Consider the following 20,420-nt stretch of genomic DNA (forward strand, 5'->3'; position numbering starts at 1 on the left):
GCTGCATCAGCTCCGCACCGGGCAGGCGATAGGCGCTGCCGGCGGCAAGCCGCCACGGCATTTGAGTACCCGCCATTGAGCAGGCTGGGTGTCGATGGCGATGCGCAAGGCCGCTGGCGAAGGATTGTGCGAAGCCTGCTGCGGGCGACAGACGAACGCCAAGGCCTGACCCGTTTCGGCGGCCACCTGCAAACGCCGCAGAGCACGGTCATCGGCACGCCCGGGCCAGCACAGCACGGCCGCGCAACTGCCAGACCGCAGGCACTGCTCGGCAGCCCACAAGGCCTCGGCCGGCGGCGCCTCGACGTGGGCCAACCAGCGCAGATCGACCCCAGCGGCCTGCCAGGCCGGCGCATAGGGAATGAACGGTGGCGCCACCAGCACCACCCGACCGCCTTCACCGCTCAGGCGCGCCAGGCTTGGCCAGAGTAACTGCAGCTCACCACAACCGGGGCTGGCCAGCAGCAGTTCCGTAAGGGCGGCAGCCGGCCAGCCGCCTTCGGGCAGCCGATCGTCAAGCGAGGCATGACCGGTGGGCTGCAGCCCCTGAGGCCGTGCCTGGACCTGGCGCCCGCGCCATATCCTGCGCTGGTCGAGCAGGTGATCGAGGTCGACTACCGCGCCCATCAGTCACGCCTCAGCAGGCCACAGAACACACCCTCGATGACAAAATCCCGGCCCGGCGCCACGTCGATGGGCGCATAGGCAGGATTGCGCGGCAACAGGCGGTAGCCACCGGGGATGCGCTGCAGGCGCTTGATGGTCACCTCGCCATCCAGGCGGGCGACCACGATCTGACCATCGCGAGCCTCGCCCTGCTGGCGGATACCGACCAGGTCACCATCGAAGATACCGTCGTCGATCATCGAATCACCACGCACCTTGAGCAGGTAATCAGGGGTGCGACGGAACAGGCTGGGGTCGAGCAGCAATTGCTCGTGGATGTCCAGGTCTGGACCAATCGGTGCGCCCGCCGCCACCTGGCCGAGTACCGGAATCTCGAGGATCTCGGGCCGACGCAGCGGCTCGGCCAGGCGGATGCCGCGTGCCTGGTTGGGGGTCACGTCGATGAAACCGGCCTGGCTCAGGGCGGTGATGTGCTTGCGCGCCACGCTGCGCGAGGCAAAACCGAAGCGCTGGGCGATATCGGCCAGGCTCGGGGGCTGGCCGTGATCGGCGATGCGCTCGCGGATGAATTCGAGAATGGCGCGGCGTTTGGGGGTCATGTTTTCCATGGAGTACATTTGTACTCTTTTCGACGTACAGTGAACAGCCCCCTTCGTCGTCGGGTTGGCTATCATGGCCGAGATTGACGTTTCCCGTTCTGGATACCCGATGCTGACCGCCCTGCTGCTCGACCTCGACGGAACCTCACCGATACCGACACCCTGCATTTGCAGGCCTTCCGCCAGTTGCTGCGCGAGCACGACGGCCGGGAACTGAGCCAGGCGCAGTTCGATGCCCACATCAGCGGACGAGCCAATGGTGAACTGTTCGCCGAGCTTTTCCCCCTGAGCAGCCAGGCCCTGGCCTTCGAGGATTCACTGCCAGGCGTGAAAGCCGCCAGCGATGCTGGCATCTTCACCGTGGGTATCGCCACCACCCAGACCACCGAGCGGTTGCTGGCTGCAGGAGCGCGATGGGTGATCGAGGAAACGACTCACGGTTGTGGGCGTTGATAGACGAGATGGCCGGTTAGTCGATTAACCGGCAAGCCATCGAGCCGTTCGTCGTGAGGAGGCAAGTCGTTGTCGAATCCCACAACCACCATTCGACCATTCGCTGAATCCCTCACGTGGAGCCAGCGTCATGAGCAATTCAGATATCAAGCACGAGGTGGTCACCCGAAGCGAATGGCTCGCGGCCAGGCGCCAGCTATGGCTGCATGAAAAAGCCCTCACCCACCAGCGTGACGAAGTGGCCGCGGCCAGGCGGGCTTTGCCGTGGGTCAGGGTCGAACGGACTTATCGCTTCCAGGGGCCCGATGGCGAACTGGGGCTGGCGGATCTGTTTGCAGGGCGCAGCCAACTGCTGGTCTATCACTTCATGTTCGCCGAAGGTTGGAGCGAAGGCTGCCCGGGGTGCTCGTTCCTGGCCGACCATTTCGATGGAGCCAACTTGCACCTGGCACATCATGACGTTTCGCTGGTCGCGGTGTCGCGGGCGCCTTATGAGCAGTTTCAGGGTTTTCGGCGGCGGATGGGGTGGCGGTTTCCCTGGTTCTCGTCACATGGAGGCAGCTTCAACGAGGACTTTGGGGTGAGTGTCGCTACGGATGGGTCTGGGCAGTACAACTACGAGGCCTATGCGGGGAGTGAGCCGGAGTTGCCCGGGCTGAGTGCGTTCTATCGGGATGGGAATGGGGAGGTCTATCACACCTATTCTACGTATGCTCGGGGATTGGACATTTTGGTGGGGGCTTACAGTTTTCTCGATATTGCGCCGTTGGGGAGGAATGAGGGGGGGACGATGGATTGGGTGCGGCATCATGATCGGTATGAGGGGGGGAACGGGCTGGGCATTGTTGTCATGAGTGAGGGCTTGGGCTTTCAGGTTGTGTGTATATCCGGTGTTGGGCCTTTACGGCGACCGGCGTTTTTCAAGGTAGTTGTCGCGTCAACCATCCAGCTATGCAGCTTGCTTCTCGTGCTGTTGATCCCGATCAGGGTTCAACAGCACCGTCCCAATTGGCTCCCAGTTACGGGTGCGTCCTGACCATCGCTCTGGATTCCTGCATCGAGCCTGCTCATACAGCTCATGGCGCAGGGCAAGGATTTGCCTATCCTGACCACGATGACGCTCTGCCGGTGTGACGAAGCGGATCCGGCTGTGCCGGTGTTCGTGGTTGTACCAACGGATAAAATCACGCACCCAACATCTTGCAGCATCCAGGGTCTCGAAACCCTTGGCCGGCCATTGCGGACAGTACTTCAGCGTTCTAAAAAGAGCCTCCGAATACGGATTGTCATTGCTGACACGCGGCCTGCCCCTCGATGGCGTAATGCCTAACTCATACATCTTGCTCAGCAAAGTGGTCGACTTCATTGGCGCGCCGTTGTCCGAGTGCAGTACCAAGGGCTCTCTCAGGCATTGTTCGCTGATCACGCTCCTTTGCAGCAACACTGCGGCCTTGGCGCCGTCCTCATCCTCATGCACCTCCCAGCCGACGCTCTTGCGGCTGTAAATATCCTCGATCAGGTACAGGTAGTAGTACTTTCCACGCACCGAAGACGGCAGGTACGTGATATCCCACGACCACACACGATTCGGCGCATGAGCCGCATGCGTTGTTGGCTCGGCATTACGTCCAGGGCGCTGAGCGCGTCCTCGGTGCTGCCTCTGCCCGGCAGCTCGAAGCACACGATAGAACGTTGACTCCGAGCCTACGTAGATCTGCCTATCGGCCAGCCTCGGCACGATCTGGCTGGGTGGCAAGTGAGCATATTCGGCGCTGTTGCACAGGTTGAGAATTACTTTCCGTTCATGCTCGTCCAGCGCATTGGCCGGGGCTGCACGAGCGGTGGTAGTGCGAGCATCCGCCAGTATTTCCTGGGTTTCAGTCCAGCGCTGCAACGTTCTGAGCGTCAATCCAACTTCTTGGCACGCCACCGATTTTCGAGCGCCGGCATTGATCGCTTCTGTCAGCCACGCCACTAGCAGTTGCCGTTCCGGCAGAGCGGTCAATTGTCCTCGTCGTCTACTCCCCAGTAGTCGTTGAGCTTTTTTCGCAGCACCAGTAACGCGGCTGTTTCAGCCAGCGCCTTATCCTTGCGGCGCAGTTCGCGCTCAAGCTGCTTGATGCGTTTCTGATCTTGGCGGGCCTGCTCCCGATCGACCTTGGGCTGCGCTTTTTGAGAGGCCATCCCACTCAGGAAGGCTTGCCGCCAGGCAGCAATCTGCTCGGGATATAAGCCTTTGCGGCGGCAGTATTCACCCAGTTCAATCTCGGACAAGCTGGCACATTCGGCGACAGCCGCGAATTTCATTTCTGCCGACCAACTCTCGGTCGGGTGTTTGGGATCGGTCACCACCACACATCCTTCGGCACTGGCTCGTTTGCGCCAGGTATACAGCGACATTTCAGTAACGCCCTCGCGCCTGGCGACTTCGGCCATCGTCAGGTTGAGTGGAGGGCCCAGCATCTTGAGCAGTTCGGTTTTGCGCTCAGAGGAATAGTACGGCACAACGGCTCTCTTGCCGCCCCCGGGGTATGGTTTCAGGTAAGTCTGGTGAGGCGACAACTATCCTGACACCGGGGGCGACCTACTTTGCTCTTGGGCAAAAGTAGGCAAAAACCACAGGCTCCCACATACGGCCCGGCGCTTCGCACCGGGGTCCCTCGCTGCGGTCGCGATTGGTGGTGTCTGAACCATCTCGCATCAAAGGCAACGGCAACGGCAACGGCAACGGCAACGGCAACGGCAACGGCAAACAAGCTAATTATTTGTTGGCAGTTCCGGCCTATTCGCGGGTAAACCCACAGGCTCACCGCTGTCCTTGAGAACGGCGCTGTACCTGTGGGGTTTACCCGCGAATGGGCCAAAAAGCTCACCATAAAACCACTGAATGAAACAACGCCAGCCCAGGCACCGCCTGTAACTTGCGCCCCATCAGCAGGCCGAGTGGAGGTGTCTGGAGGGGCAGGCGCGCAGCGCCCTTCGGCGATCGCCGAAGTCGCGATATGGAGGCTGGCGCAGCCAGCCGGAGGCCGCGAGGCCCCGTAAGGCAATGAAGAGGGAACCCCGCCACGGGCGGGGCGTATGCGGGGGCGCAGCGGCTTTGGTTACTTTGGCCAAGACCAAAGTGACCCGCCGTAAAGGCGGAAAGGTGACTAACCGTCGACAAATCAAAGGGATAAGCCCACAACCTCAAAACCAACCAACAACCAACGCCAAATCAAATCTCATGCGCCGCGAGCAACTCCATGAGCACCTCAGCCAACGCCCGCACCATCCCATCCGCTGTCGGACGATGCACCACCACGATCTCGTAGCTATCCACCTCAGGCAGCCCCTGCTCCCCCCCCAACACCCGATGCTCCCCCGTCGCAGCCCGTGGCGGTAGCAGACTGACCCCCATGCCATCGGCCACCGCCGCCTGTATCCCGCTCAAGCTGGAACTGGTGAAACTGATACGCCAACGCCGCCCCATCCCCTCGATCGCGGTAATCATGTCTTCGCGATACAACCCCCGCGGCGGAAAGGTCACCAGTGGGATCGGGTCGAGCTCGAAGGCCGGTGTCCGGGCGCTGTCGATCCACTGCAGTCGTTCAGGCCAACATGCCACCCCCTCTCTCGCATTACGCCGCTGCTTGAGCAATACCAGGTCCAGCTCGCCATTGTCATAGGCCTGGCTGAGATCCCGGCACAACCCGCTGGTGACTTCCAGCTTGACCTGCGGATGGCGCCGGCTGAATGCCGACAAAGCATTGGTGGTGCGCCCGCCGACGAAGTCCTCAGGCACCCCCAGGCGTACCGTCACGCCAACCATCGCCCCGGCCAGGGCCTCGAGCATCTGATCGTTCAGCGCCAGCATGTGCCGGGCATAGCCCAGCAACGTCTGTCCCGCGTCGGTCGGCAGCACGTCGCGGTTGCCGCGCACCAGCAGGCGATGCCCCACCATGTCCTCCAGCCGGCGTACCTTCTGGCTGATGGTCGACTGGGTGGAATGCAAGCGCGTCGCCGCCGTGGTGAAACTGCCGCAATCGGCCACCACGACAATGGCACGCAGCAGGTCGAGATCGAACAGGGCCCTATTCGGTTTAACGCTGATAGACATCGGTGTATTCAACTTCTGAATGACAGACCCGACTTCTAGCACGCCCACTCACAACCGGCAACCGCACACGCAGCCGTGCGTCAGTCGCCCAGCGCCACCCCTTCGCGCCGTGGGTCGGCGCCCGCCGACCAGCCGTCTGCGGTGCGCTGGATGATCTGCATTCCGCTGGTCATCGTCATCGGCGTCACCTCATGGCCGCGGGCTTGAAGCGCCTGTACCAAGGCGGGGCTGGCTAACCCGGCTTCCACTTCGGTGCCAAAGTTGCGACTGCCGAAGTTGGGCAGGTTGATGGCCGCCTGGGGATCGAGCTTCCAGTCCAGCAGGCCAATCAATGCCTTGTTCACATAGCCGATGATCTGCGAGCCTCCGGGTGACCCAAGGCTGGCCAGCAGTTCACCGGACTCACGCGTGAACACCAGTGTCGGCGACATCGAGGACAGCGGTCGCTTGCCGGGGGCGACAGCGTTGGCGACTGGCTTGCCGTCTGTGCTGGGCGCGAACGAGAAGTCGGTCAGGTGATTGTTCAGCAGAAAACCTTTGACGAACAGGTGCGAGCCAAAGGCGGCCTCCACCGAAGTGGTCATGGCAATCGCACCGCCCAGATCGTCGACGGCAGAGACATGGGAGGTGGCGATGCGCAAAGGGGAACGATCTGGCGAGAGCGCTAAATGGGTACCCGGCGGCGTGCCCGCCTCGGCGCGCTTCATGCTGATCGGGCCAATCAGTCGCGCGCGACTTGCCAGGTACGCCTTGTTGGTCAGCCCCTGGAGATTCACCGGTACATAATCGCTGTCAGCCAGGTACTGGGCACGATCGGCGTAGGCCAGGCGCTCGGCCTCGGCGATCAGATGAACCGCCATCGGTGCAGGCTCCAGACCGGCCACAGACGACACCTGCCTCGGAGCCATGCTGGCCAGGTCCAGCGACGGCGTGGCCGACTGCAGGGCTTCGAGGATGCCCAGGGTCTGCAATACCGCGACGCCACCGGAGGATGGCGGAGGCATGCCACAAATGCGCCAGGTCTTGTAAGGCCCACAGACCGGCGTGCGCTCCTTGGCCTGGTAGCGGCGTAGGTCTTCGAGCGACAGCAGGCCGGGGTTGGCATGGCCGCGCACGGCCTCGACCATCGCCTCGGCAATGTCGCCTGTGTAGAAGGCATCGGGCCCCTGCGTAGCGATCAGCTCCAGGGTCTGTGCAAGCTCGGGGTTCTTCAGTGGCGTGCCGACCGCCAGGGGCTTGCCCTGGGCATCGAGAAAATAACGGGCCATGCCGGGCGAGCCTGCGACATAAGTGTCCGATGCCAACAGCGTGTGCAGTCGCTTGGACATCGGGAAGCCGTCGCGGGCCAAGGCGATCGCCGGGGCGAAAAGATCACGCCAGGGTAGTCGGCCATGCTGTTCATGGGCCAGTTTCAAGGCGCGCAACACGCCTGGTACGGCCACCGAGCGACCGCCGATCTGAGCGTCCCGAAAGGCCATGGGCGTGCCATCAGACTTGAGGAACAGGTTCGGCGTAACGCCCAAGGGCGCGGTTTCACGACCGTCGAAGGCCTGGACCTGGTGGCCATCCCAATAGAGGATGAACGCCCCTCCACCAATACCGCTGGACTGCGGTTCGACCAAGGTGAGCACCGCCTGCATGGCGATGGCAGCGTCGATGGCGCTGCCACCTGCGCGCAGCATCGAGCGCCCTGCCTCACTGGCAAAAGGGTTGGCTGCGGCGGCCATGTAGCGGCTGGCATGGGTCGGCAGCAACCCGACGCGATAGCCGGAGTCGAGTTCGGGCGGCAACGGCAGGGTCGCGGGCGCCTGCGCCGCTCGCTCGCCCCAACCACAACTGGTCAAGGTCACCAGGCAACACAGCGCCGTGACGCGAGCCACAACGGGTAAAGGCCTTTTCAAGAAGGACATCCTGTAATTTGAAAGTAGGCGCATGACGCCAAAAACAGCGATTTTAGCCAAACCTACGGGAAAGTCCGAAAAACAGGGGTGCATCCAGAAATGCACTGATGGTCATGCGGAGAATTAACTTCAAGCATTGGCAGGTATTTCCTAGGCTTAAGCCCGGTCATTCTGGAGCCCTCACCATGCGCTTGCCGTTCGCCGCCCTTTTCGCCTTGTTCATCAGCGTTGTCGCCCACGCCGAGACCACTGCCATGGATACCCAACTGCTCGACGCCGCCCAGCGTGGCGATGCCCTCGCCATACGTCGTCTGCTCGATGAAGGCGCCACCGTCGATGCACGGGATTCCCAGCGCCGCACCGCGTTGCTGGTGGCCACCCATGGCAATCAGGTCGCAGCGTCCAAGGTGCTGATCGAAGCAGGCGCCGACGTCAACGCCAAGGACGACATCCAGGACAGCCCTTACCTGTACGCCGGCGCTCGTGGTCTGAACGAGATCCTGCGCCTGACCCTGGATCATGGCGCCGATCTCAAGAGCACCAACCGCTATGGCGGCACCGCGCTGATCCCTGCCGCCGAACGCGGCCATGTACAGACCGTGCAGATGCTGATCGACGCAGGCGTCGACGTGAACCACCTCAACCGCCTGCACTGGACCGCGCTGCTGGAGGCGGTGATTCTTGGCGATGGTGGCTCGCGCCATGTGGACATCGTCCGCCGGTTGCTCGCGGCCGGAGCAGACCCGACGATTGCCGACAAGGACGGCGTGACGGCACTGGAGCATGCGCAGCAGCGGGGATATCGGGAGATGGTGACGTTGTTGGAGAAATGAGGGTGTGTGTCTCCCAGTGAATGGCCGACCGCCCTACTCCACCGCCTCGAACGGCAACCCCACATAATTCTCGGCAATGTTCACCAACCCGGCCGGCGAGCTGAGGAAATACTCACGGTCGGCCTCCTGCATCTTGCGGTCCCAGTCATCGTGGTGCTCGCCAAAGTCATGCAGCAACTGGGTCATGAACCAACTGAACCGCTCGCCCTTCCACACCCGGCGCAAGGCCAGAGGCGAATACTGGGCCAGCAGATCGTTACGCCCCTCGCGGTAAACCTTGACCAGGATCCGGTACAGGTAATTGACATCCGATGCCGCCAGGTTCAGCCCCTTGGCTCCCGTGGGTGGGACGATGTGCGCGGCATCACCGACCAGGAACAGCCGGCCATATTGCATGGGCTCAACCACCTGGCTGCGCAGCGGCGCGATGCTTTTTTCCAGCGCCGCCCCGGTGACCAGTCGCGCGGCCACATCTTCTGGCAGCCGTGCCTTGAGCTCATCCCAGAAACGCTGGTCGCTCCAATCCTCCACCCGCTCTTGCAGCGGCACCTGCAGGTAATAGCGGCTGCGGGAATGGGAGCGCTGGCTGCACAGCACGAAGCCACGCTCATGATGGGCGTAGATCAGCTCGTGGTTGACCGGTGGCGTATCGGCCAAAAGGCCCAGCCAGCCGAACGGATAAACCCGTTCGTATTGCTTGAGCACACCTGCGGGGATGCTCTGGCGTGACACGCCATGGAAACCATCGCATCCGGCAATGTAGTCGCACTCCAGATGCTGGCGTTGCCCGTCCTTCTCGAAGGTGACAGAGGGCTGTGAGGTATCCAGCCCATGCACCTGAACATCACTGGCCGAGTAGATGATCGGCGCGCCACTGGCCTGGCGGGCCTGCATGAGGTCGCGGGTGACTTCGGTCTGGCCGTAGACCATGACTGTCTTGCCGCCGGTGAGGGCCTTGAGGTCCAGGCGTTGGCGACGACCGCCGACCAGCAGCTCGACGCCCTCGTGCACAAGTCCTTCACGGTCCATGCGTTCGGCGACACCCGCTTCGCGCAATAGATCGACCGTACCCTGCTCGAGCACGCCAGCGCGGATACGACCGAGCACATAGTCGGGCGTCTGGCGTTCGAGGATCACGGTGTCGATACCGGCCTTGTGCAGCAACTGGCCAAGCAGCAGGCCGGACGGACCGGCCCCGATGATTGCAACCTGAGTCTTCATTGTTGTTGTCTCTTGGTATCGATGCCGGTGCGTGCAACCTGCCCCCGGGCATCTGCTGATTTGGGTATGCACCTGCATTTTTACTGGCCGAAGCCTGGCAAAAAGTGTGAAATCCCATGCAATACCTGCACTTTTGAAAATTTCGTTCGATTAACGGACAGACATTGCCATGACCACCACACTTCCCGGGGTGCCCCTGTTCCAGCTCTACGGCGAGAATCAGGCCTGGCCCGGTACCGACTTGCTGCATTGCGAGTCGATCCCCGCGCGCAGCCGCTTGCACCACTGGGAAATCAAACCCCATCGCCATGCCGAGCTGTTCCAACTGCTCTATGTGCAGCGGGGCCAGGCGCAGGTACAGATAGAAGGCCAGCGCAGCGAAATCCGCGAAGCGGCCATCCAGGTGGTCCCACCGCTGACCGTGCATGGGTTCCGGTTCAGCGCCGACATCCAGGGGCATGTGCTGACCTTCGGCACCGCCTTGGTGGCGGACCTTGAGCAACGCCTGGGCGCGCCACTGTCGGTGCTGATGTCAGTGGGCTGCTACCCGCTGGGCAAGGACCGCATTCGTTTGCACAGCCTGATCGATACCTTGCAGCAGGAATATCAGGACCACGCGCCAGGGCGAGCGGCCATGCTGCAGGCGCTGCTCACCGCGCTGATGGTGTGGATCAGCCGCCGCCAGCAGATGGGCCAGGCCCCGCGCACCCGAGATGAACGCGACCGGCAACTGCTCAGCCGCTACCTGCGCCTGGTGGAGGCCCATTACCGCGATCACCTGTCGGTTGAAGATTTCGCGGCGAAGCTGGGCATCTCCAGCCTGCGGCTCAACCAACTGTGTAGGGATCTGGCCGGGCAGACCGCTCTGCAGGTCATCCATCAGCGCCTATTGTTGGAGGCCCGGCGCAACCTGGTGTACACGCGCATGAGCATCGGCCAGTTGTCTGACCGATTGGGCTTCACCGACCCGACCTACTTCGCGCGGTTCTTCAAGCGCCTGTCCGGCCAGACACCAAATGGCTTCCGGCGATCAGCCCAATCCCATGAGTCGTCAGCACCTGCTTGACGTTTACGTCAAGCAGCCTTTAGGTTAGCGCTATCACCTCTTCCGAGCCCAAGCATGAGCAGCCAGACCTACAGCATCTCCGACCTGTCCCGCGAGCTGGACATCACCACCCGCGCGATTCGCTTCTACGAGGAGCAGGGCCTGCTGAGCCCTGAGCGTCGAGGCCTGGAGCGTATCTATTCAGCACGGGACAAGGTCACCTTGAAGCTGATCTTGCGTGGCAAGCGCATCGGTTTCTCCCTGGCCGAATGCCGCGAACTGATCGAGCTGTACGACCCCAGCGGCGGCAACCTCAAGCAGCTCAACAGCATGCTGGGCAAGATCGCCGAGCGCCGCGCCCAGTTGGAACAGCAGATGCTCGATATCCAGCAGATGCACCTGGAGCTGGACACCGCCCAGGAGCGCTGCGAGCAGGCCTTGGCCGCCACCCTCTATCAGCACAATCACAACAACCGTTGACCGGACACAGGAACCCCGCCATGTCATTGCCCGAGAAAGTCCGCCTGGTCGAAGTCGGCCCACGCGACGGCCTGCAGAACGAAGCCCAGCCCATCAGCGTCGCCGACAAAGTGCGCCTGGTGGACGAGCTCACCGAGGCCGGGTTGTCCTATATCGAGGTGGGCAGCTTCGTCTCGCCCAAATGGGTACCGCAGATGGCCGGCTCGGCCGAGGTGTTCGCCGCCATCCAGCAACGCCCGGGGGTGACTTACGCAGCCCTGGCGCCCAACCTGCGCGGCTTCGAAGACGCCCTGGCGGCCGGGGTAAAAGAGGTGGCGGTGTTCGCCGCAGCCTCGGAGGCGTTCTCCCAGCGAAACATCAACTGCTCGATCAGCGAGAGCCTCGCGCGCTTCGAGCCGATCATGGAAGCGGCGCGCAGCCATGGCGTGCGCGTACGCGGTTATGTGTCGTGCGTGCTGGGCTGCCCTTACGAAGGCAAGGTCAGCGCCGAACAGGTCGCGCCGGTGGCCCGGGCCCTGCATGACATGGGCTGCTATGAAGTCTCGCTGGGCGACACTATCGGTACCGGTACCGCTGGCGAAACACGCCGGCTGTTCGAAGTGGTCTCGGCCCACGTGCCACGCGAGCAACTGGCCGGGCATTTCCATGACACCTATGGCCAGGCCCTGGCCAATGTCTATGCCAGCCTGCTCGAGGGCATCCAAGTCTTCGACAGCTCCGTGGCGGGATTGGGCGGCTGCCCCTATGCCAAGGGCGCGACCGGCAACGTCGCCACCGAGGACGTGGTGTACCTGATGCAAGGCTTGGGTATTGATACCGGGATCGATCTTGAGCGTTTGATCGCCGCGGGCCAGCGTATCAGCTCGGTACTGGGGCGCGTCACTGGGTCGCGGGTAGCACGGGCGCGTAGCGCCCAGTGAGTCACACGGGTGTCACACTTGTGTGGGTGAGTGTTACCTCACCCACGTTTGCCAGCAAAAAATCGGGTAACAGGGAAACAAATCGGCAGATTTTCAGGTGACCGGGTTTTCGCGGATTTACACAAGCCATTGATTTTAAAGGATTTTCAAAAGTTGGCACGGCATCTGCTTTATCTCTGGCATAACAAGAACAAAAACGTGACACCCAATAAAAACAACAGGTAACGGCTCTGACATAACAAGAACAACACGGCAGAGGCGTAGCAAGCAGATTTTTTTGGAGTAGGCATGCTTTTCAGAGGGTTCGCCCTCGCGGTCTGACACAGAACAATAAAACTACCTGCAAGGTAGCGGCAGTCAGCATCGGATCAGCAATGATGAAAGCAGGTCAGCGCTCAAAAAAATACGTTTGCTCTTGTGCCCCGAATGGGGGCCACCCGCGGTACAGAGACAACGGCTGACAAAAACAACAACACGCCAGTCTCCAATAATAAAAAAAGAGCAGGCAACAACGCTTTGAGGGGAGCTTCGGCTCCCCTCAGTGCTTCCTGTCCCCCTCCTCCTCCTGCTTCCCCTCATCCTCACCTTCGAGTTTTTCCACCAGCAACGGCATGCTGCCCAGCACCAGCAGCGCCAGCACCGTGCTGATCACAGCCGTGGCCTCGCGCCCCACGCCGGCAGCCGTACCGATGGCAGCAGTCATCCACAGTCCGGCAGCGGTGGTCAGGCCTTTCACATGACTGGTCTCCTGACCGTTCCCCTTGAGAATCGTCCCGGCGCCCAGAAAACCGATACCTGCGACGATCCCTTGGATTACCCGGCTAAGCGCTTGCTCGTCGGCGCCAGCCATGCTCGGCGCCAGGACGAACAGCGCCGCCCCCAGGCAGACCAGCATGTGCGTGCGCACACCGGCGGACTTGCCCTTGTGTTCGCGCTCGAAACCCAGCACAGCCCCCAGCACCGCGGCCATCAACAACCGCACCAGGATCTGCGTGACCTCGCGCAGGTCGGCAATGTCGGCGAACTCGGCTTGTATGGCCAGCCATACCGTGTGCCACCAGGGTTGCATGTCAGACCTCCGGGTCGTGTGCGTGCTGGTCGGACTCGACGCCGCGCCCACAGGAGCAGCGCTCAAACCTTTAAAGGGATGGACCGTTGGGCTTGCCGGGAGTGCCACTGAATCCGCTGAGCGCAGCGATGCAGCAACCGCTCGTTTGCCGCGGTCACAACTGATGACCGCCAACCACGAGGACATCGCCATGCCCGTTGAAATCGACGAAAGCACCCGCCGCTGCACCTTGATCGGCGAAGACCTGCGCCTTGAGGCCGAAGGGCCGGATATCGAGATCGTCACCGACGAACACTTGCGCATGTCCGTGGCCCTGCTCGCCAACCAGCGCGTGCCGATCACCGAAGCCGAGGCCGACGCGCTCACCGTGGCCGGCGCGGTGGATAGCCGCAGGCATCTGAAGGCAAGTACGCCAGGCTCCGTAATCTAAGGCCTGCGCGGTACCCCACGGTCATCTGATACGGTTTTTATCGTGCTACCTGAGTCTGTGCTGAAAACAGATCGCACCCCATAGTGAAGGGGCCTGATCGAGACTCAAGAGCACAAGCCATGAGCGATAGAATCCCGTACCGCGTGATTGATGTTGCCGTACCCGCAAGCCCGCGCAAAAGCCTGGGCGACACCGGCATCCACACCCGCAGCTTCACCGGCCTGTACCGCAACCTGCGTATTGGCTTTGCCGGTGCGCTGTTCGTATTGTTCTTCGGCACGGCCTGGTTGGACTGGAACGGTCGCCAGGCCGTGCTGTGGGATCTTGCTGAAAGCAAATTCCATATTTTCGGTGCCACCTTCTGGCCCCAGGACTTCATCCTGCTCTCGGCGCTGCTGATCATCTGCGCCTTCGGCCTGTTTGCCATCACGGTGTTCGCAGGCCGCGTCTGGTGCGGCTACAGCTGCCCGCAAAGCGTATGGACCTGGCTGTTCATGTGGTGCGAGAAAGTCAGCGAGGGTGACCGTAACCAGCGCATCAAGCTGTCCGCAGCGCCCTGGAGCGTCGAGAAAGTTGCGCGTCGTACCCTCAAGCACAGCCTGTGGCTCGCCATCGGCGTGCTCACCGGGCTGACCTTCGTGGGTTATTTCACGCCTATCCGCCCGCTCGCCGAAGCGCTCTTCACCCTGCAGCTGGGCGGTGTGGCGCTGTTCTGGGTAGTGTTCTTCACCGCCGCTACCTACCTCAACGCTGGCTGGCTGCGCGAAGCGGTGTGCATGCACATGTGCCCCTACGCGCGTTTTCAGAGCGTGATGTTCGACAAGGACACTCTGGCGGTGGCCTACGATCCCCGTCGTGGCGAGACCCGTGGTCCACGCAAGAAAGGCAGCGACCCACGCGCGCACAGCTTGGGCGATTGCATCGACTGCACCCTGTGCGTACAGGTGTGCCCCACCGGCATAGACATCCGTGACGGGCTGCAAATGGCCTGCATCGGCTGCGCCGCCTGCATCGATGCCTGCAACAACGTGATGGACAAAATGGGCTACGCCCGCGGCCTGATCGGCTACAAGTCCGAACACACCCTGCAAGGCGGCAAGACCCACTGGTTGCGCCCACGACTGCTGGGCTACGCCAGCGCCCTGGTGCTGATGATCGGCGCCCTGGCGGTGGCCCTGAACCTGCGCCCGATGGTGTCGCTGGATGTGATCAAGGACCGTGGCCTGTTCCGCGAGAACGCCCAAGGACAGATCGAGAACATCTATCTGCTCAAGGTCATCAACAAGACCCAGCAGCCCCAACACTACGAACTGCGTCTGGTGGACGCCGAGGGCCTCGCACTGCACGGCAAGACCGCCTTCGTCATTCCCGCCGGGGAGATGAGCGAACTGCCGGTGTCCGTGGCCTTGCTGGCCGACCGCCCGACCAGCAGCGCCCAGCAGATCACCTTCGAAGTCCGCGACAGCGATGAACCGGCGATCTACAACCGCGCCGACAGCCGCTTCGTCGCCCCTCTGAACCGTTGATCCCTTACACTGACTTGTCACCCTGACTGCCGAGCCACGATGAAACGCTACGAACGATTCGCCGACGACATTGCCGAACTGATCCGCTCTGGCGTGCTCGGGCCCGGCCAACGTGTACCTTCGGTGCGCTACGCCAGCCAGACCCACGGCGTCAGCCCGTCCACGGTATTCCAGGCCTACTACCTGCTCGAGCGTCGCGGGCTGATCCGCGCCCGACCGCGCTCGGGCTACTTCGTCAACGCCCACGCGCCTCGCCCGTTCAGCGAGCCCCAGGCCTTGGCGCCTGTCAGCGAGTCGACCCAGGTGGATGTCAGCGCCCTGGTGTTCTCCATCCTCGACTCAATCAAAGATCCCCACACCGTGCCGTTCGGCTCGGCCTTCCCCAGCCCGGAACTGTTCCCCTTGCAGCGCTTGTCGCGCTCGCTGGCCAGTGCCAGCCGATCCATGGATCCGCGCATGGTCGTCACCGACCTGTCGCCGGGCAACCCGCAGCTGCGCAGGCAGATCGCCCTGCGCTACATGGTCGGTGGGCTGATGCTGCCCATGGAGGAGCTGCTGATCACCAACGGCGCCCTGGAGGCCCTGAACCTCTGCCTGCAGGCAGTCACCGAGCCTGGCGATCTGGTCGCGATCGAAGCGCCGGCTTTCTATGCCTGCCTACAGGTGCTGGAACGCCTGAAGCTCAAGGCTGTGGAGATCCCAGTGCATCCGCGTGAAGGGATTGACCTGGGGGTACTGGCGCAGACCCTGGAGAAACACCCGGTCAAGGCCGTCTGGTGCATGACCAACTTCCAGAATCCGGTGGGCGCGAGCATGCCCGAGGCGAAGAAGCAGGAACTGGTCGAACTGTTGCGCCGTCACCAGGTGCCGCTGATCGAGGACGATGTCTACGCCGAGCTCTACTATTCCCAGCAAGCCCCAAAGCCGGCCAAGGCCTTCGACACCGACGGTCTGGTGATGCACTGTGGCTCCTTCGCCAAGAGCCTGGCACCGGGCTACCGCATTGGCTGGGTAGCGGCTGGGCGCTTTGCCCAGAAGATCGAGCGGCTCAAACTGATGACCTCGCTGTGCGCCTCGATGCCCGCTCAGGCCGCCATCGCCGACTATCTGCAACACGGCGGCTACGACCGCCACCTGCGCAAGCTGCGCTATGCCCTGGAAGGCCAGCAGTCGAGCATGCTGGCCGCCATCGCCCGGCACTTCCCGGCGCAGACCCGGGTCAGCCACCCCAGCGGGGGCTACTTCCTGTGGCTTGAACTGCCGGAACAGATGGACGCGCTCAAGTTGTTCCACATGGCCCTGGCCCAGGGCATCAGCATCGCCCCGGGGCCGATCTTCTCGCCGACACGGCGCTTTGGTAACTGCATCCGCCTGAACTACGGCAGCCCCTGGAACGAGGGTGCCGAGCAGGCCATGGAGACCTTGGGGCGGATCGTGAGGTCGTTCTGATTACCCAGCCATACAACGCACTCCAAGCGGGTTTACCTGCGAATCAGACTCCGCGGTAAATGGCACCGGCTTTTTGCCGGTGTTCGTGGGTAAACAGGAGCGGCCTCACATCGCGACAAGGACGTCTCCGGCTCGCTAACGCCCACCGCCAAGCTCAATGAAACTACCGGTCGAATAGGACGCCTTGTCCGACAGCAGCCACAAAATCGCCTCGGCCACTTCCTCTGGCCGTCCGCCCCGCCCCATGGGCAAGCCCGGTTCGAGTTTGGACACCCGGTCCGGGTCGCCACTCAATGCATGGAAACCCGTGTGGATGTAGCCTGGCCGCACGCCGTTGACCCGCACCCCCTCGCCCGCCACTTCCTTGGCCAGGCCCACAGTGAAGGTGTCCAGCGCGCCCTTGGAGGCGGCGTAGTCGACATACTCGTTCGGCGAGCCAAGCCGCGCCGCCACCGACGACACGTTGACGATCGCCCCACCCTGCCCGCCATGACGGCGTGCCATGCGCAGCAATGCATGCTTGGCGCATAGCATCGGGCCGACCACATTGGTCTTCATCACCTTGAGCAGGCGAAACTCGGACATCTCCTCCACCCGACTCTGCTGACCGATGGTGCCGGCGTTGTTGACCAGCGCGGTGACCGGGCCAAGCTCCTGGTCGACGCGATGAAACAGCTGCGCCACTTCATCCTCGACGCTGGCATCGGCCCGCACGGCGATGGCCGTGGCCCCCAACGCACGCACCTGGGCCAGCACCTGTTCGGCGGCCTGGTCGTCGGCATGGTAGTTGATACAGATGCGATAACCCTGCTGCGCCGCCAGCAACGCGGTGGCGGCGCCGATGCCACGGCTGGCACCGGTGATGACGATGACGTTCTCCATGAATCTGCCAATTGCCTGGAAATGAACGTTCGACAATAGAAGAAAAGCGCGTGGTTGTGAATGCCCGCATGAATGTCATGGGTTACGCGCTGCAGGGCCCTTTCGCAGGTAAACCCGCGCCCCCAGAAACCCGCCCTCGCGATCAATGTCCGGCCGACGCAGGCCCCGCCTTGGCAGTGAACGGCGGTCGTGCCAGCCATACCAGCAGGATCAACCCCGCGAACACCCAGGCCATCAGGGTGAAGTACTCCACCGTCGACATCATGTAGGCCTGGCCGTTGAGGATCCGCTCCAACTGCGCATAGCTCTGCGGGTTGGCCCCGCCCAACTGCTCCAGCATGTGCTGGGTGGAAGGGTCGTACTGACTGATGTGCTCGCTCAGGTAGGCGTGATGCTGGTCGGCGCGGCGGATCCAGATCCAGGTGGTGAGCGACGCGGCGAAACTGCCGCCGAGGGTGCGCAGGAAGGTCGCCAGCCCCGAGCCGTCGGCAATCTGGTGAGGCGGCAGGTCCGACAGCAGGATGCTCAGGGTCGGCATGAAGAACAAAGCCACGCCAATGCCCATGAACAGTTGCACCAGCGCCACATGCTGGAAGTCCACCTCGCTGGTGAACCCGGCGCGCATGTAGCAGCTGGCACCGATCGCCAAAAACGCCAGCCCCGCCAGCAAACGCAGGTCGACCCGGTGCGCATACTTGCCCACGAACGGCGAAAGGATCACCGGCAGCAAGCCGATCGGCGCCACCGCCAAGCCCGCCCAGGTCGCGGTGTAGCCCATCTGGGTCTGCAGCCATTGAGGCAGGATCAGGTTGATGCCAAAGAACCCCGCATAGCCGAGCACCATCACCAGGGTGCCGACGCGGAAGTTGCGGTGCACGAACAAGCGCAGGTTGACCACAGGATGACGGTCGGTGAGTTCCCAGATGATGAAGATCGCCAGGAATACCACCGAAATCAGGCTGCCGATGACGATGAACGAGGATTCGAACCAATCCAGGTCGTTGCCTTTGTCCAAGACCACCTGCAACGCGCCCACGCCGATGATCAGCGTCAGCAGGCCGATATAGTCCATCGGCTGCCGACTGGTGACCACCGGTCGCGTACGCATCTGCTGGCGCACCACGGCTGCGGCGAACAGGCCGATGGGCACATTGATGAAGAAGATCCAGGGCCAGCTGTAGCTGTCGGTTATCCAGCCGCCGAGGATCGGCCCGGCAATGGGCGCCACCACCGTGACCATGGCCAGCAAGGCCAGCGCCATTCCCCTTTTGGCGGGCGGGTACACGGCGATCAGCAAGGTCTGGGTCATCGGATACAACGGCCCGGCGACCACGCCCTGCAACACCCGGAAGGCCACCAGCTCCGGCATCGACTGGGCCACGCCACACAAGAACGAGGCCAGCACGAACAGCAAGGTGGCCCAGATGAACAGCTTCACCTCGCCAAAGCGCCGGCTCAGCCAGCCCGTCAGCGGCAAGGCGATGGCGTTGCTCACCGCGAACGAGGTGATCACCCAGGTGCCCTGCTCGTAGCTCACCCCCAGGTTGCCGGAGATGGTCGGCAGGGCCACGTTGGCAATGGTGGTGTCGAGCACCTGCATGAAAGTCGCCAGCGACAGGCCGATGGTGGTCAGCAGCAGGCTCGGCGGGGTGAATTGCGCGGGCGCGTCGTTGCTCATCGCTGGGCCGTCTTGCCGGTGGCGCTGTTCTCGTGGATCAGCCGGGCGATCAGGTTGTCGGCTTCGACCAGTTGGCGGTCATACACCTGGGTGGTGTAGCTGGCCTGCTGTGGCGGCTGCTGGGCCAGGGCCGGGCCGCTCTGGTCGTGCAGGTCGACCTCGACCACGGTGGACAGACCAATGCGCAACGGGTGGTCCTTGAGCTGTTCGGGGTTCAGATGGATACGCACCGGTACCCGCTGGACGATCTTGATCCAGTTGCCGGTGGCGTTCTGCGCCGGCAACAGGGCAAAGGCGCTGCCGGTACCGGCACCGAGGCTGTCGACGGTGCCACTGTACTTGACGTCGCTGCCATAGAGGTCGGCGGAGATCTCCACCGGTTGGCCGATGCGCATGTCGCGCAGCTGGGTTTCCTTGAAGTTGGCGTCGATCCACACCTGATCCAGCGGGATCACCGCCATGGTCGCCACACCCGGCTGCAGGCGCTGGCCCAACTGCACGGTGCGCTTGGCCACGTAGCCGGTGACCGGCGCCACCAAGGTGGTGCGGGCATTGTCGAGGTAGGCCTGGCGCAGATCGGCGGCGGCAGCCATGACCTCAGGGTGCGAGGAAACCACGGTATCGTCGACCAGCGCCGTGCTGGTGTTGAGCTGTTGGCGGGCGCTGTTCAGGGCACTCTGGGCGACGGTCAGGTCATCGCGAGCGTGGGAGATTTCCTCAGCGGCGATCGCCCCGCTGTCGGCCAGGACCTTGCGTCGGTTGTAGTTGTCCTGGGCTTTCTGCAGCTCGGCCTGGCGCGTCTGCAACTGGGCCTTGAGCGCATCGACGTTGCTGTAAAGGCCCCGAACCTGGCGCACGGTGCGCGCCAGCTTGGCCTCGGCGGCCTGCAAGGCAACCTCGCTGTCGGCCGGATCGAACCGCAGCAGCACCTGGCCTTCGTGCACCAGGTCGCCATCGTCGGCGCCGATGCTGGTGACAGTACCGGTCACCAGGGGCGTGATTTCCACCACATTGCCATTGACGTAGGCGTCGTCGGTGCTCTCATGCCAGCGCCCGACCAGGGTGTACCAGCCCCAGGCGGCGGCGCCGGCGAGCACCAGCACCAGTAGCAGGCCAAGCAGCCAGGCCTTGCGCTTGCCTGTGTTGTCCGGCGCAGGTGCTGGGGTGGAGGTGTCAGCGGAAGTGGCCATGACAATACCTTGGATGAG

Annotated in this window: 17 protein-coding genes and 2 pseudogenes; 9 read left to right on the forward strand and 10 right to left on the reverse strand. The window is 62.8% G+C overall.

Features of this window, described 5'->3' with window-relative positions:
* Positions 1-6: 6 nt before the first annotated feature.
* A complete protein-coding gene (gene imuA / locus IEC33019_RS09445) occupies positions 7-627 on the reverse strand; it encodes a translesion DNA synthesis-associated protein ImuA (protein WP_070091164.1) in 621 nt (206 codons plus the stop codon).
* Entirely contained in the window at positions 627-1,244 is a 618-nt protein-coding gene (lexA, locus tag IEC33019_RS09450; protein ID WP_070091165.1) for a transcriptional repressor LexA, read from the reverse strand. The genes imuA and lexA overlap by 1 nt, the downstream gene beginning before the upstream one ends.
* 91 nt (positions 1,245-1,335) lie before the next feature.
* Between lexA and IEC33019_RS09455 the strand changes: the two are divergent.
* Both IEC33019_RS09455 and IEC33019_RS09460 read left to right on the forward strand, forming a co-directional pair.
* Positions 1,336-1,699: pseudogene (locus IEC33019_RS09455) on the forward strand (hypothetical protein).
* 110 nt (positions 1,700-1,809) lie between these two features.
* Positions 1,810-2,537: pseudogene (locus IEC33019_RS09460) on the forward strand (DUF899 domain-containing protein).
* A gap of 91 nt (positions 2,538-2,628) precedes the next feature.
* Here the strand turns inward: IEC33019_RS09460 and IEC33019_RS09465 are convergent.
* The 3 genes from IEC33019_RS09465 to ggt form a co-directional block, all read right to left on the reverse strand.
* Positions 2,629-4,184, reverse strand: a protein-coding gene (locus IEC33019_RS09465; protein WP_099593264.1) for an IS3 family transposase whose coding sequence is annotated in 2 segments (ribosomal slippage) — positions 2,629-3,719 and positions 3,719-4,184 — 1,557 coding nt in all. Because the reading frame shifts where the segments join, the coding sequence is not laid out codon by codon here.
* Between the two features lie 712 nt (positions 4,185-4,896).
* Positions 4,897-5,778: a LysR family transcriptional regulator gene (locus tag IEC33019_RS09470; RefSeq protein WP_070091167.1), complete on the reverse strand. Its 882-nt coding sequence runs from the start codon at positions 5,776-5,778 to the stop codon at positions 4,897-4,899.
* A gap of 80 nt (positions 5,779-5,858) precedes the next feature.
* Complete coding sequence (gene ggt, locus IEC33019_RS09475) at positions 5,859-7,688, reverse strand: gamma-glutamyltransferase (RefSeq protein ID WP_170831714.1); 1,830 nt, start codon at positions 7,686-7,688, stop codon at positions 5,859-5,861.
* A gap of 176 nt (positions 7,689-7,864) precedes the next feature.
* Between ggt and IEC33019_RS09480 the strand changes: the two genes are divergently transcribed.
* Entirely contained in the window at positions 7,865-8,512 is a 648-nt protein-coding gene (locus IEC33019_RS09480; protein ID WP_070091169.1) for an ankyrin repeat domain-containing protein, read from the forward strand.
* Between the two features lie 33 nt (positions 8,513-8,545).
* Here the strand turns inward: IEC33019_RS09480 and pobA are convergent, their stop codons facing one another.
* Positions 8,546-9,733, reverse strand: coding sequence for a 4-hydroxybenzoate 3-monooxygenase (gene pobA / locus IEC33019_RS09485; RefSeq protein WP_070091170.1), 1,188 nt, complete (start codon positions 9,731-9,733; stop codon positions 8,546-8,548).
* Positions 9,734-9,902: 169 nt separating this feature from the next.
* Here pobA and IEC33019_RS09490 point away from each other — a divergent pair, with 169 nt between their 5' ends.
* Genes IEC33019_RS09490 through IEC33019_RS09500 form a run of 3 tightly spaced genes read left to right on the forward strand, consistent with a single transcriptional unit; the run spans position 9,903 to position 12,178 of the window.
* Positions 9,903-10,799 (forward strand): helix-turn-helix domain-containing protein, encoded by an 897-nt coding sequence (locus tag IEC33019_RS09490; RefSeq protein WP_070091171.1) that lies wholly within the window; start codon positions 9,903-9,905, stop codon positions 10,797-10,799.
* Positions 10,800-10,853: 54 nt separating this feature from the next.
* Complete coding sequence (locus IEC33019_RS09495) at positions 10,854-11,258, forward strand: MerR family transcriptional regulator (protein ID WP_070091172.1); 405 nt, start codon at positions 10,854-10,856, stop codon at positions 11,256-11,258.
* A 20-nt stretch (positions 11,259-11,278) separates the two neighbouring features.
* Positions 11,279-12,178 (forward strand): hydroxymethylglutaryl-CoA lyase, encoded by a 900-nt coding sequence (locus tag IEC33019_RS09500; protein WP_070091173.1) that lies wholly within the window; start codon positions 11,279-11,281, stop codon positions 12,176-12,178.
* A 538-nt stretch (positions 12,179-12,716) separates the two neighbouring features.
* Here the strand turns inward: IEC33019_RS09500 and IEC33019_RS09505 are convergent.
* Positions 12,717-13,247: an MgtC/SapB family protein gene (locus IEC33019_RS09505; protein ID WP_070091174.1), complete on the reverse strand. Its 531-nt coding sequence runs from the start codon at positions 13,245-13,247 to the stop codon at positions 12,717-12,719.
* A gap of 190 nt (positions 13,248-13,437) precedes the next feature.
* On the opposite strand from IEC33019_RS09505, the gene IEC33019_RS09510 reads away from it, so the two are divergent.
* The 3 genes from IEC33019_RS09510 to mapR all read left to right on the forward strand — a co-directional run bounded on the left by IEC33019_RS09510 (position 13,438) and on the right by mapR (position 16,652).
* Positions 13,438-13,677, forward strand: a complete 240-nt coding sequence (locus tag IEC33019_RS09510; protein ID WP_070091232.1) for a DUF3203 family protein — start codon at positions 13,438-13,440, stop codon at positions 13,675-13,677.
* Positions 13,678-13,796: 119 nt separating this feature from the next.
* Complete coding sequence (ccoG, locus tag IEC33019_RS09515; RefSeq protein WP_070091175.1) at positions 13,797-15,203, forward strand: cytochrome c oxidase accessory protein CcoG; 1,407 nt, start codon at positions 13,797-13,799, stop codon at positions 15,201-15,203.
* Positions 15,204-15,242: 39 nt separating this feature from the next.
* Positions 15,243-16,652: a GntR family transcriptional regulator MpaR gene (mapR, locus tag IEC33019_RS09520; protein WP_070091176.1), complete on the forward strand. Its 1,410-nt coding sequence runs from the start codon at positions 15,243-15,245 to the stop codon at positions 16,650-16,652.
* 135 nt (positions 16,653-16,787) lie between these two features.
* Here the strand turns inward: mapR and IEC33019_RS09525 are convergent, their stop codons facing one another.
* From IEC33019_RS09525 to IEC33019_RS09535, 3 genes are all read right to left on the reverse strand, one after another.
* A complete protein-coding gene (locus IEC33019_RS09525) occupies positions 16,788-17,534 on the reverse strand; it encodes an SDR family oxidoreductase (RefSeq protein ID WP_070091177.1) in 747 nt (248 codons plus the stop codon).
* 142 nt (positions 17,535-17,676) lie between these two features.
* Complete coding sequence (locus IEC33019_RS09530; RefSeq protein ID WP_070091178.1) at positions 17,677-19,212, reverse strand: DHA2 family efflux MFS transporter permease subunit; 1,536 nt, start codon at positions 19,210-19,212, stop codon at positions 17,677-17,679.
* Positions 19,209-20,402, reverse strand: coding sequence for an HlyD family secretion protein (locus IEC33019_RS09535; RefSeq protein WP_070091179.1), 1,194 nt, complete (start codon positions 20,400-20,402; stop codon positions 19,209-19,211). The genes IEC33019_RS09530 and IEC33019_RS09535 overlap by 4 nt, the downstream gene beginning before the upstream one ends.
* Positions 20,403-20,420: the final 18 nt, after the last annotated feature.

It is taken from the genome of Pseudomonas putida (assembly GCF_002741075.1).
Classification (GTDB): Bacteria; Pseudomonadota; Gammaproteobacteria; order Pseudomonadales; family Pseudomonadaceae; genus Aquipseudomonas; species Aquipseudomonas putida_T.

Bases quoted from the DNA above. Each gene is read 5' to 3' on its own strand.
- ggt (WP_170831714.1), bottom strand. From the start codon at position 7,688: ATGTCCTTCTTGAAAAGGCCTTTACCCGTTGTGGCTCGCGTCACGGCG.
- pobA (WP_070091170.1), bottom strand. From the start codon at position 9,733: ATGAAGACTCAGGTTGCAATCATCGGGGCCGGTCCGTCCGGCCTGCTG.
- lexA (WP_070091165.1), bottom strand. From the start codon at position 1,244: ATGTACTCCATGGAAAACATGACCCCCAAACGCCGCGCCATTCTCGAA.
- IEC33019_RS09495 (WP_070091172.1), top strand. From the start codon at position 10,854: ATGAGCAGCCAGACCTACAGCATCTCCGACCTGTCCCGCGAGCTGGAC.
- ccoG (WP_070091175.1), top strand. From the start codon at position 13,797: ATGAGCGATAGAATCCCGTACCGCGTGATTGATGTTGCCGTACCCGCA.
- IEC33019_RS09530 (WP_070091178.1), bottom strand. From the start codon at position 19,212: ATGAGCAACGACGCGCCCGCGCAATTCACCCCGCCGAGCCTGCTGCTG.
- IEC33019_RS09535 (WP_070091179.1), bottom strand. From the start codon at position 20,402: ATGGCCACTTCCGCTGACACCTCCACCCCAGCACCTGCGCCGGACAAC.
- IEC33019_RS09490 (WP_070091171.1), top strand. From the start codon at position 9,903: ATGACCACCACACTTCCCGGGGTGCCCCTGTTCCAGCTCTACGGCGAG.
- IEC33019_RS09505 (WP_070091174.1), bottom strand. From the start codon at position 13,247: ATGCAACCCTGGTGGCACACGGTATGGCTGGCCATACAAGCCGAGTTC.
- IEC33019_RS09480 (WP_070091169.1), top strand. From the start codon at position 7,865: ATGCGCTTGCCGTTCGCCGCCCTTTTCGCCTTGTTCATCAGCGTTGTC.
- IEC33019_RS09500 (WP_070091173.1), top strand. From the start codon at position 11,279: ATGTCATTGCCCGAGAAAGTCCGCCTGGTCGAAGTCGGCCCACGCGAC.
- IEC33019_RS09525 (WP_070091177.1), bottom strand. From the start codon at position 17,534: ATGGAGAACGTCATCGTCATCACCGGTGCCAGCCGTGGCATCGGCGCC.
- imuA (WP_070091164.1), bottom strand. From the start codon at position 627: ATGGGCGCGGTAGTCGACCTCGATCACCTGCTCGACCAGCGCAGGATA.
- IEC33019_RS09510 (WP_070091232.1), top strand. From the start codon at position 13,438: ATGCCCGTTGAAATCGACGAAAGCACCCGCCGCTGCACCTTGATCGGC.
- IEC33019_RS09470 (WP_070091167.1), bottom strand. From the start codon at position 5,778: ATGTCTATCAGCGTTAAACCGAATAGGGCCCTGTTCGATCTCGACCTG.
- mapR (WP_070091176.1), top strand. From the start codon at position 15,243: ATGAAACGCTACGAACGATTCGCCGACGACATTGCCGAACTGATCCGC.